The following is an 11970-nucleotide window of genomic DNA, read 5'->3' on the forward strand; positions in this document are numbered from 1 at the left end:
ATGAATAAGGTTGGTTTTTTTCGGTCGATCCAATTTAAGATTACCTTGATTTATGTGCTTTTGATTATCATTGCCATGCAAATCATTGGTGTGTATTTTGTCAATCAGGTAGAGAAGTCGCTGATCAGCTCTTATGAACAATCGCTGAATCAGCGAATCGACAACCTTTCTTATTATATCGAACAAGAATATAAGAGCGATAACGACAGCACCGTCATAAAGGATGACGTCAGCCGTATTTTGAATGACTTCACGAAAAGTGATGAGGTTCGGGAAATTAGCTTTGTAGATAAAAGCTATGAAGTGGTCGGTTCTTCAAAGCCGTACGGTGAGGAAGTGGCTGGGAAACAAACGACCGATCTGATTTTCAAAAGAATTTTCTCTACCAAACAGTCGTATTTAAGAAAATATTATGACCCGAAAAGCAAAATCAGAGTTCTTATTTCCGCGAAGCCCGTCATGACTGAAAATCAAGAGGTTGTCGGCGCGATCTATGTTGTCGCGAGTATGGAAGATGTCTTTAATCAAATGAAGACGATCAACACGATACTGGCGTCCGGCACAGGTTTGGCACTTGTTTTGACGGCTCTTCTCGGTATTTTTCTGGCAAGAACCATTACCCACCCGCTTTCAGATATGCGAAAGCAGGCGATGGAGCTTGCGAAAGGGAATTTCTCGAGGAAGGTTAAAAAGTACGGGCATGATGAAATTGGGCAGCTGGCCACAACGTTTAACCACTTAACAAGAGAGCTTGAAGATGCCCAGGCGATGACTGAAGGAGAACGCAGAAAGCTAGCCTCTGTCATTGCCTATATGACAGACGGCGTAATCGCCACAAACCGAAACGGAGCGATTATTCTCTTAAACAGCCCGGCGCTGGAGCTGTTGAACGTTTCACGTGAAACAGCCTTAGAAATGCCGATTACGAGTTTGCTGGGGCTTCAAGAGAATTATACTTTTGAAGATTTAGTGGAGCAGCAGGATTCTATGCTGCTTGAAATAGAGCGCGATGATGAATTAACGGTGCTTCGCGTGAATTTCTCTGTGATTCAAAGGGAACACGGCAAAATTGATGGTTTAATCGCTGTCATTTACGATGTAACCGAACAAGAGAAAATGGATCAGGAACGCAGAGAATTCGTTGCGAATGTATCACATGAGCTGCGGACGCCGCTTACGACAATGCGCAGCTATTTAGAAGCGTTAGCTGAAGGCGCGTGGGAAAATAAAGACATTGCTCCGCGCTTCTTAATGGTGACGCAAAATGAAACAGAGCGTATGATCCGGCTTGTCAATGATCTGCTTCAGCTGTCGAAATTTGACAGTAAAGATTATCAATTTAACCGGGAATGGATTCAGATTGTCCGGTTTATGTCACTTATTATTGACCGTTTTGAAATGACAAAAGAGCAGCATGTGGAGTTTATCCGCAATCTGCCGGACAGAGATCTGTATGTCGAGATTGACCAGGATAAAATAACGCAGGTGCTCGATAATATTATTTCTAACGCTTTAAAATATTCACCGGAAGGCGGACATGTCACGTTCTCGATTGATGTCAATGAAGAGGAAGAACTTCTTTATATCAGCGTGAAGGATGAAGGGATTGGCATTCCGAAAAAAGATGTCGAAAAAGTCTTTGACCGCTTCTACAGGGTGGATAAAGCGAGAACGAGAAAACTTGGCGGCACCGGTCTGGGATTGGCGATTGCCAAGGAAATGGTACAGGCGCACGGTGGAGATATTTGGGCGGACAGCATAGAAGGAAAAGGCACGACGATTACATTTACTCTTCCATATAAAGAGGAACAAGAGGATGATTGGGATGAAGCGTGAAAATATAAAAACGATATTACTTACGGTACTCGTCGTCATCAGTCTTGTTTTTACATGGGGGATATGGACGTTCCAGCCAAACTTTTCTGAAGGCTCATCCTCAACAGAGTCTACTGTTCGTGTGAAACATAAAATCGAAAAAACCACCCAAAAGCTGTCTGAAACGGTAAGGCCAAGGGACATGTTTATCCATGATGACGGCGCTCATTACAAAGTGGATGACAATGCCCTCTATGAAGAAATTTGGTCTGACTTGCCGCATTGGGATGTGAAAGGAATTAAAGATATTTCGGATCAGTATGACAAGGCTGGATTCAAAAGCTGGTTTTATGGAATAGGCGGTTCTGAAGCCAAGCTTGACTTGCAATTCAGCGATACGATCCCGATTGATATTTTCCAAACGTTGTTTAAATGGTCTAATCAGTCGTTTGAATACAGTTCGTTTGACCATATTCTGATCCCGTTCAATGAAACAAAAGCGAACAAGAAAATCTATTTGGTGTCATACAGCAAGCAGCTCATTCTTGAAGTGACGGTTGAATCAGCAAACTACCGGAACATTATGAACGACTTGAAAAACAGGCAATCAAATATGCCGGCGTTCAGTTTGTTCTCCATTGGCTCAAAGAAAGAGTTCTTGCTGCCGAACAAACCGCTTACGATGGACAAAAAAGAATTTGTCACAGAATCGATTAAAACAAATACCTTTAAGCAGGCTTTGTTTAGTGATCCGAGCATTGTAAGAGAAGATTCGAATTACAACAACAGAAATGTGCTGACAGATGGGATCAGCCGGTTAGATGTGAATCTAAGCCAGCGACAGGTGCAATTTCAGCAGCGCAATTTGGTGCAGAGCACATCCTATCAAACAGGTGAATTAATCAAAAAGAGCCAAAAATACCTTGAGGATACCGGAAGCTGGACGGATCACTATCAATTTTTCAATATCAATGACAGCCAGCAGTTGAGCTTCTATATCTTTATGGATCAGATCCCGGTCATTAACAGCACCGCCAAACCTTTCGGGGCGACATCGGCGATTACGGTGCAATGGGCGAATGATGATATTCTCAGCTATAAGCGGCCGAATTACAGTCTCGGAACGAATCCGATTAAAACAAGTGAAACAGAGCTCATGAGCGGCAGCGAAGTGAGGATGCTGCTTTCGAAACAAACCGCTTATGATACGGACAAAATTGATCAGATCTTCCTTGCTTATCAATTGGTATCAACATCAACCAACGATGATCCTCTCGTTGAACTGGAACCGGTTTGGGCGATGAAAGTAAATGGAAAAATTGTGCCGATTACAAAGGATTTATTGAGGAAGGAGGGGGCTAACAGTGGAGTGGAATAAGACAAAATCAATCTTCATCGTTGCCTTCCTCATTTTAGATATTTTCTTAGGCTATCAGTTTTTTCAAAAATGGCAGGCTACCGGCAAAGAATATGAAGTCATTAAAAATGATGTCGAGCATGACATGAAGGCCGATCATATCACGTATGAAGGTTTGAATAAGGAAGCGACAGAAGGCTATCGGATCACGGCAAATCAAAAGTCTTTCTCCAAGGAGGAAATTGAGGCGCTGAAGGATCAAAAGCCTTTGATGGACATGCCTAGTGATGATCATAAAGTAACGAGCCTGAAAATGAAGTTTGCAAATCCAATCGCACTATCAAAGAAGGATATCGAGGACGATGCTCAGGCACTTGTTTCTTCGAAAATTCAAGATGGCGAAAAATATAAGCTTTGGAAGGTTGATAAATCGAAGAAAGAAATTATTTTCTTCCAAACGTACGAAGGTCATTATATTTACCAAAAGACCGACAATCCCTCTAATATGATCGGGCAAGTGGTGCTGCACTTAAACGGTAAAAACGAGGTTGTGTCATACGACCAGACTACGCTTGAGACCTTCAAGCAAATCCAGAAAGAAAGCTTAATTACTGAAATGGATGCGGTTGAGCTATTGTACTATCAAAATCAATTAAAAGAATACAGCACTGTGAAGAGCTGTAAATTCGGCTATGTAGCACAATATCCGCTGACAAGTACGCAGGTGCTGGCGCCGGTATGGAGAATTACGGTCGAGTACGAGAAAAAAGTGAACGGTGAGAAAAAGACAGTACAAGAGTATTTTACTGTGAATGCTTTGGAGAGTACGATTTTAGATACAGATCAATGAAAATAATGGAGTGAGACAAACATGAGCTTGCAATTTAGCGTACTTGCGAGCGGGAGTACGGGAAATGCGTTTTACCTCGAAACAGAGGATCACGCATTTTTAGTGGACGCCGGTTTGAGCGGAAAAGCCATGGATGGGCTGATGGCGCAGATCGGGCGTAAGCTGGATGATGTAGACGGCATTTTTGTGACGCATGAGCATAGTGACCATATTAAGGGCCTTGGTGTCGTCGCCAGAAAGTACAAGCTGCCGATCTATGCGAATGAGAAGACTTGGAAAGCGATGGAGAATCAAATCGGCAAAATTGACACCGATCAAAAGTTTGTATTTCCAATGGAGACGGTGAAGTCGTTTGGCGGACTTGATGTTGAATCGTTTGGCGTCTCCCACGATGCGGCGGAACCGATGTTTTATGTGTTCCATTATAACGGCCGAAAGCTCGCGTTAATGACAGATACGGGATATGTCAGCGACCGGATGAAAGGCATTATCCGTTCAGCGAATGTATTTGTGTTTGAAAGCAATCACGATGTCGGTATGCTGCAAATGGGGAGATACCCATGGAGCATTAAGCGGCGGATTTTAAGTGACGTCGGGCACGTGTCAAATGAAGATGCTGCCTTGGCGATGACGGATGTCATTGGCGATGAGACGTCTCGTATTTACCTGGCGCATTTGAGCCAGGACAACAACATGAAGGAGCTGGCAAGAATGTCTGTGCAGCAGACATTGGCTTCTAAAGGATTTGTGACGGGTGAGACATTTGACTTATACGACACCGATCCGAAGAAGGCCACTCCGCTTTGCGCTGTATAATTTTTCTATGTAAATCATGACTATTCTAGGAGTTTCTAACCCACAATATAACCATATTAACGTTCTTGGAAAGGATGGAATATGGTGGATTACGAACGTGAGGAAGAACATACTACTCCTGAACAGCCAAAGAGAAGCAAAAAAGGATATTTTCTTTCGAGTCTGATTGGCGTGATTGTCGGTGCCGTATTAATGGCGTTTATCATGCCGTACCTTTCAAATGAAGGGCTGGATACAGGCGCCTTAGATCAGCAGCAAAACAACAATGGCCGGGAATCAATCAGGACGGTGAATGTCAGTGTCAACAATGCCGTCACCAAGATTGTCAGCAATGTGTCGCCCGCCGTTGTCGGTGTTGTGAACATCCAAAAATCAGATATTTGGGGAGAGAGCGGCGAGGCTGGGAGCGGCTCTGGCGTCATCTATAAGAAAAATGACCATTCCGCTTATGTCGTGACCAACCATCATGTCATCGAAGGCGCTTCCCAAATTGAAATCAGCTTGAAAGACGGCTCACGTGTATCAGCTGATCTTGTCGGCAGCGACCAGCTGATGGACCTTGCCGTTTTACGGGTGAAAAGCGATAAGATTAAAGCAGTCGCCGATTTCGGAAATTCAGATAAAGTGAAGTCTGGGGAGCCGGTTATTGCGATCGGGAACCCGTTAGGCCTTGAGTTTGCAGGCTCTGTCACACAAGGCGTCATCTCAGGTACGGAGAGGGCGATCCCAGTGGATTCAAACGGTGACGGACAGCCTGACTGGAACGCAGAAGTCCTGCAAACAGATGCGGCCATTAACCCTGGGAACAGCGGCGGTGCTTTGTTAAATATGGATGGGAAGGTCATTGGCATCAATTCAATGAAAATTGCAGAGTCGGCGGTTGAAGGGATTGGCCTGTCGATTCCCTCTAAGCTCGTGATCCCTGTGATAGAGGATTTAGAGAGATACGGAAAGGTCAAACGCCCGTTCCTTGGCATTGAGATGAAATCGCTAAGCGACATTGCAAGCTATCATTGGGATGAAACATTAAAGCTTCCTAAGAATGTCACCACTGGAGCGGTTGTGATGGGTGTAGACGCCTTTTCACCTGCCGGGAAAGCGGGGCTGAAGGAACTGGATGTCATCACGGAATTTGACGGATACAAAGTAAATGATATTGTTGACCTGCGAAAACGGCTTTATCAGAAAAAAGTCGGTGACCGGGTGAAGGTGAAGTTTTACCGCGGCGGAAAAGAAAAATCTGTAGACATCAAGCTGTCCTCTGCAGACCAATTAGGCAGTTAATCATAGCAGTCTGGCATCGTTGCCAGGCTGTTTTGATATGCAAAAAAACTGAACGAGGGTTACACCCGTTCAGTTGAAAAGGATATATCGAATATGAAGAAAAATACAAGATGGATGTTACACGTGAAACAGCAAATAGCAGTTAGCTGCAAATACTTCCGTTATTTGCATGGACTTTAATGGTTTGTACCGTGTGGTTGCTGGCTGTGATACACATAGGTGCCATTTTCTTTCTTCAATGCATAAGAAGTGACGTTTTTTAGTGTTTGACCGGTTTTACAAGGCAGACCCATCCCGCTCCCGGAAATATGGAGGTTCGGGATTAGGCCTTGCCAAATCGATTATCGTTAGCCACAATGGGACGATTGAAGTGAAAAGTGAAATCGGCAGAGGCACTGTTTTTCTGATCAGGCTTCCTGCTCCGGATTATTCGTTAGAAGAGTGAGAAAATTTCTTCAGCCGATATTGGAGGCTTTGTCTGCTGATGCCAAGCTCCTGAGCAGCTTTCGAGATGTTATGGCCGTGTTTTCTTAACACGTTCTCTATCACATATTTTTCGAAGCTTTCCATTTTTTCTTTTAAGTCCGCGGCCGGCTGGTGTCTTGGTGTTTCAGGCTCTGGGATGTCAGCCGGCTTGATTTTCATTCGGTATTGATAGGGCAGATGGGAAGCCGTAATCGTTTGCTCGTCCGTCATGAAATTCATTGCGCCTTCGATCATATGCTCAAGCTCGCGAATATTTCCCGGCCAGTCATAAGAAAGGAAAAATTGCTTCACGTCTTCGCTAATGTGTTCAACATTCATTTGGAACAGATGGTTGTTTTTCTGGATGAACTCCGACGCGAGAAGCAAAATGTCTTCTTTTCGTTCCCGAAGCGGCGGGATGATCAGTGTGACGACACTCAGCCTGTAATACAAGTCCTTCCGCATTCGTTCGCCTGCAATTGCATCAATTGGGTCTTCATTCATCGTGGCAATAATACGTACGTCAATCGGTGTATCCTTTGTCGAACCAATGCGCCTGATTTTCCGTTCTTGAAGGGCGCGCAGCAGCTTCGCCTGAAGGCTGAGATTCAGCGAGTTGATTTCATCTAACAGCAGCGTGCCGCCATGGGCTTGTTCAAACAGGCCGGGCTGGTCGACAGCGCCGGTAAACGCGCCTTTTTTCGTTCCGAACAAGATGCTTTCCACAAGGCTGTCTGGCAGTGCCGCGCAGTTTTGCGAAATAAACGGGCCGCCAGAACGATCGCTTCCATTATGGATACTTTGCGCGAACAGTTCTTTTCCCGTGCCGGTTTCGCCTGCGAGAAGGACAGATGATGACGTACGGGTTGCCCGCTTGGCGTTTTCGATGACGTCTCGAATGGCCGGACTGGTGCCGAGAATACTGTCAAACGTATAGGTTGTGCTGCCTTTTTTGTTCATATTCTCCCTGATCAGCCGTTCAAGCTTTGTCACATCCTTGGCAATTTCAACGGCGCCCTTGATTTTGCCGTCTTGGACGATGGGATATGTATGATTGATCGTCGTAATTTCCTGGCCTTTATTATTGAAATAGCTCTGTTTGACGTTTTTAATCGTCTTGCCTTCCTGAAGAGCCTGTACCAGTGTGCTGTCCTGCTGCTTTGAAAACATAAACACATCCATCAGGTTTTTATTCAGGACGTCATGCTTCTCCATATCTTCAATCTGCATCATTTTATTGTTATAAACGATTGTGTTTCCATGCTCGTCTACCACGTGCAGGCCAACATCGATTTCATCTAAAATGCTCTGAAAAACCAATGTGAGGAATTCGCTGTCTTTGACCACTGTATGAACCTCCCCCAATTATTTTCTTAATATTGCTTCTATTTTATAAAAAAATGGAGAGGATATGCAAAAGAATTTTGCACTTGCTGGAATTTTTGCTCGAAATATCAGAATGTTTTTGCACCTTGTCCTCGAAAATTGTAGAAAACACACGAATTCTTGATTTGGCACAGAACTTGCATTTATATAAAGGGAAAGCAGGATAACATGTTGAAACAGAAAACAAGGGGGAATTCAAATATGTCAGCTTTATCTAAATCCAAAGAAATTATTGATCAGACGTCTCATTATGGAGCCAACAATTATCACCCGCTCCCGATTGTTATTTCTGAAGCGCTGGGTGCTTGGGTAAAGGACCCGGAAGGCAATGAATATATGGATATGCTGAGTGCTTACTCTGCGGTAAACCAGGGGCACAGACACCCGAAAATCATTCAGGCATTAAAGGATCAGGCTGATAAAATCACCCTCACGTCACGCGCGTTTCATAACGATCAGCTTGGGCCGTTTTACGAAAAAACAGCTAAACTGACAGGCAAAGAGATGATTCTGCCGATGAATACAGGAGCCGAAGCGGTTGAATCCGCGGTGAAAGCGGCGAGACGCTGGGCGTATGAAGTGAAGGGCGTAGCTGACAATCAAGCGGAAATTATCGCATGTGTCGGGAACTTCCACGGCCGCACGATGCTGGCGGTATCTCTTTCTTCTGAAGAGGAATATAAACGAGGATTCGGCCCGATGCTTCCAGGAATCAAACTCATTCCTTACGGCGATGTGGAAGCGCTTCGACAGGCCATTACGCCGAATACAGCGGCATTCTTGTTTGAACCGATTCAAGGCGAAGCGGGCATTGTGATTCCGCCTGAAGGATTTTTACAGGAAGCGGCGGCGATTTGTAAGGAAGAGAATGTCTTGTTTATTGCGGATGAAATTCAGACGGGTCTCGGACGTACAGGCAAGACGTTTGCCTGTGACTGGGACGGCATTGTTCCGGATATGTATATCTTGGGCAAAGCGCTTGGCGGCGGTGTGTTCCCGATCTCTTGCATTGCGGCGGACCGCGAGATCCTAGGCGTGTTTAACCCTGGCTCACACGGCTCAACATTTGGTGGAAACCCGCTTGCATGTGCAGTGTCTATCGCTTCATTAGAAGTGCTGGAGGATGAAAAGCTGGCGGATCGTTCTCTTGAACTTGGTGAATACTTTAAAAGCGAGCTTGAGAGTATTGACAGCCCTGTCATTAAAGAAGTCCGCGGCAGAGGGCTGTTTATCGGTGTGGAATTGACTGAAGCGGCACGTCCGTATTGTGAGCGTTTGAAGGAAGAGGGACTTTTATGCAAGGAAACGCATGATACAGTCATTCGTTTTGCACCGCCATTAATCATTTCCAAAGAGGACTTGGATTGGGCGATAGAGAAAATTAAGCACGTGCTGCGAAACGCATAAATCCGCACCATGGCGGGATATTCACTTCGTTTGTATAAATTTACAACAGAAAAATCAGCACTCCCTATTTGCTCAGCTACAGTATTTTAGTATAATGTATCTTTATGAGAAGAAGTGAATTTTATATTAAATAGATAGAGGCTCTTTGGACAGCAAACTGGGATAGCACCATGCAGATGTTCCAGCTTAGATCCAATACAAGTTGCTGAAGGGGTGCAGAATGTGAATACAAACCAAGATAACGGAAATCAGCTCCAGCGGACAATGAAATCACGCCACTTGTTCATGATTTCATTGGGCGGAGTGATCGGAACCGGTTTCTTCCTTGGAACCGGGTTTACCATTAACCAAGCGGGACCGCTCGGCGCGGTTCTGTCCTATTTAGTGGGCGGCTTTATCATGTTTTTGACGATGCTCTGCTTAGGAGAGCTGGCAGTCGCCTTTCCTGTGTCGGGGTCCTTCCAGACCTATGCGACAAAATTTATCAGCCCGGCCTTCGGGTTTGCGTTCGGCTGGCTGTACTGGCTCGGCTGGGCGGTTACATGCGCCATTGAATTTTTATCAGCGGGGCAGCTGATGCAACGCTGGTTTCCGCATATAGACGTGTGGATCTGGTGTCTGGTCTTTGCGGCACTGATGTTTATTTTAAATGCGATCACCACAAAAGCCTTTGCGGAATCTGAATTCTGGTTCTCAGGTATTAAAATTTTGATTATCCTTTTATTTATTATTCTCGGCGGAGCTGCCATGTTTGGCCTGATTGATCTGAAGGGCGGAGAGCAGGCGCCGTTTTTGACACATTTTTATGAAGACGGGTTATTTCCGAACGGTATTAAGGCCATATTGATAACGATGATTACCGTGAACTTTGCGTTTCAGGGGACTGAGCTGATCGGGGTTGCAGCCGGAGAAAGTGAAGACCCTGAAAAAACGATTCCACGGTCAATCAAACAGACAGTATGGAGAACGCTTGTGTTCTTTGTGCTTTCCATCATTGTCATTGCCGGCATGATTCCGTGGAAACAGGCAGGTGTCGTGGAAAGTCCATTTGTTGCCGTATTTGAGCAAATCGGAATCCCATATGCAGCTGATATCATGAACTTTGTTATTTTAATCGCGCTGTTATCTGTTGCGAATTCAGGTTTATACGCATCGACACGTATCCTGTACGCAATGGCCAATGAAGGACAGGCCTTCAAAGCGCTCGGCAAAACAAATCAGCGCGGTGTGCCGCTGAACGCGTTAATTGTAACGATGGCTGTGGCTTGCCTGTCGCTTCTGTCAAAAGTGGCGGCGGCTGAAACCGTATATATGGTACTGTTATCATTGGCGGGCATGAGTGCGCAGGTCGGCTGGATCGCGATTTCGCTTTCCCAAATTAAGTTCAGACGCAAATATATCCGCGAAGGCGGGAAGATAGAAGATTTGAAATTTAAAACACCGCTGTACCCGGTGCTTCCGCTGATCGGCCTAACATTAAATACGGTCGTGCTCATCAGTCTTGCATTTGATCCGGAGCAGCGTATCGCACTGTATTGCGGCGTACCGTTTATGATCATTTGCTACATCATTTATCATGTCGTCATTAAAAAACGCCAGCAGGCGAATCGTCAGCTAGAGCTTTAAAACGTTGTCCGCAAGTCATCTTTGTTAGAACCCGCATAGGACATTATCTTAAATGTTGAGGTGGAATCACAGATGGATAAAACGATTTCGGTTATTGGAATGCCAATGGATTTAGGACAAGCACGACGCGGGGTAGATATGGGCCCGAGCGCCATCCGGTACGCTCATCTGATCGAGAGGCTGTCAGACATGGGGTATACGGTTGAAGATCTCGGTGACATTCCGATCAACCGCGAAAAAATCAAAAATGACGAGGAACTGAAAAACCTGAATTCCGTTTTGGCGGGAAATGAAAAACTCGCGCAAAAGGTCAACAAAGTCATTGAAGAGAAAAAATTCCCGCTTGTCCTGGGCGGTGACCACAGTATTGCGATCGGCACGCTTGCAGGCACAGCGAAGCATTACGATAATCTCGGCGTCATCTGGTATGACGCGCACGGCGATTTGAATACACTTGAAACTTCACCATCGGGCAATATTCACGGCATGCCGCTCGCGGTCAGCCTCGGCATTGGCCACGAGTCACTGGTTAACCTTGAAGGCTACGCGCCTAAAATCAAACCGGAAAACGTCGTTATCATTGGCGCCCGGTCACTTGATGAAGGGGAGCGCAAGTACATTAAGGAAAGCGGCATGAAGGTGTACACAATGCACGAAATCGACCGTCTTGGCATGACAAAGGTCATTGAAGAAACCCTTGATTATTTATCAGCATGTGATGGCGTCCATCTGAGCCTTGACCTGGACGGGCTTGATCCGAACGACGCACCGGGTGTCGGAACCCCTGTCGTCGGCGGCATCAGTTACCGGGAGAGCCATCTGGCTATGGAAATGCTGTATGACGCAGGCATCATTACCTCAGCCGAATTCGTTGAGGTTAACCCGATCCTTGATCACAAAAACAAAACGGGCAAAACAGCAGTAGAGCTGGTAGAATCCCTGTTAGGGAAGAAGCTGCTGTAAT

The 11970-nt window shown here is 45.5% G+C and carries 9 protein-coding genes and 2 pseudogenes; 10 read left to right on the plus strand and 1 reads right to left on the minus strand.

Annotated features, from left to right (window positions below):
- From walK to M1D94_RS00395, 7 genes and pseudogenes are all read left to right on the plus strand, one after another.
- Positions 1-1836 (plus strand): cell wall metabolism sensor histidine kinase WalK, encoded by a 1836-nt coding sequence (walK, locus tag M1D94_RS00365; protein ID WP_009968432.1) that lies wholly within the window; start codon positions 1-3, stop codon positions 1834-1836.
- Positions 1826-3193 (plus strand): WalRK two-component regulatory system regulator WalH, encoded by a 1368-nt coding sequence (gene walH / locus M1D94_RS00370; protein ID WP_032722849.1) that lies wholly within the window; start codon positions 1826-1828, stop codon positions 3191-3193. The genes walK and walH overlap by 11 nt, the downstream gene beginning before the upstream one ends.
- Positions 3180-4022: a WalRK two-component regulatory system regulator WalI gene (gene walI / locus M1D94_RS00375; protein ID WP_003244037.1), complete on the plus strand. Its 843-nt coding sequence runs from the start codon at positions 3180-3182 to the stop codon at positions 4020-4022. The genes walH and walI overlap by 14 nt, the downstream gene beginning before the upstream one ends.
- A gap of 21 nt (positions 4023-4043) precedes the next feature.
- Positions 4044-4838 carry an MBL fold metallo-hydrolase gene (locus M1D94_RS00380; protein WP_003226939.1) on the plus strand — a complete coding sequence of 265 codons (795 nt, stop codon included), beginning with the start codon at positions 4044-4046 and terminating at the stop codon, positions 4836-4838.
- 81 nt (positions 4839-4919) lie between these two features.
- Positions 4920-6122, plus strand: coding sequence for a serine protease HtrC (gene htrC / locus M1D94_RS00385; RefSeq protein ID WP_071581801.1), 1203 nt, complete (start codon positions 4920-4922; stop codon positions 6120-6122).
- A 19-nt stretch (positions 6123-6141) separates the two neighbouring features.
- Positions 6142-6268 (plus strand): annotated as a pseudogene (locus M1D94_RS00390) (hypothetical protein).
- A gap of 116 nt (positions 6269-6384) precedes the next feature.
- A pseudogene (locus M1D94_RS00395) lies at positions 6385-6567 on the plus strand (ATP-binding protein); the annotation flags it as partial.
- Here M1D94_RS00395 and rocR read toward each other — a convergent pair.
- On the minus strand, positions 6549-7934 hold the full coding sequence (gene rocR, locus M1D94_RS00400) for an arginine utilization regulatory protein RocR (protein ID WP_268553803.1): 1386 nt from the start codon (positions 7932-7934) through the stop codon (positions 6549-6551). The pseudogene M1D94_RS00395 and the gene rocR sit on opposite strands and share 19 nt — an antisense overlap.
- Before the next feature lie 240 nt (positions 7935-8174).
- Between rocR and rocD the strand changes: the two genes are divergently transcribed.
- The 3 genes from rocD to rocF all read left to right on the plus strand — a co-directional run bounded on the left by rocD (position 8175) and on the right by rocF (position 11969).
- The gene (gene rocD / locus M1D94_RS00405) at positions 8175-9380 is read left to right on the plus strand and encodes an ornithine aminotransferase (RefSeq protein ID WP_163136036.1); all 1206 of its coding nucleotides are present in this window, start codon (positions 8175-8177) and stop codon (positions 9378-9380) included.
- 222 nt (positions 9381-9602) lie between these two features.
- Positions 9603-11006: an amino acid permease gene (locus M1D94_RS00410; RefSeq protein WP_021481073.1), complete on the plus strand. Its 1404-nt coding sequence runs from the start codon at positions 9603-9605 to the stop codon at positions 11004-11006.
- Positions 11007-11078: 72 nt separating this feature from the next.
- Positions 11079-11969 (plus strand): arginase, encoded by an 891-nt coding sequence (rocF, locus tag M1D94_RS00415; protein ID WP_003226959.1) that lies wholly within the window; start codon positions 11079-11081, stop codon positions 11967-11969.
- The last annotated feature ends 1 nt before the right edge of the window (position 11970 follow it).

It is taken from the genome of Bacillus sp. JZ109 (assembly GCF_053903135.1).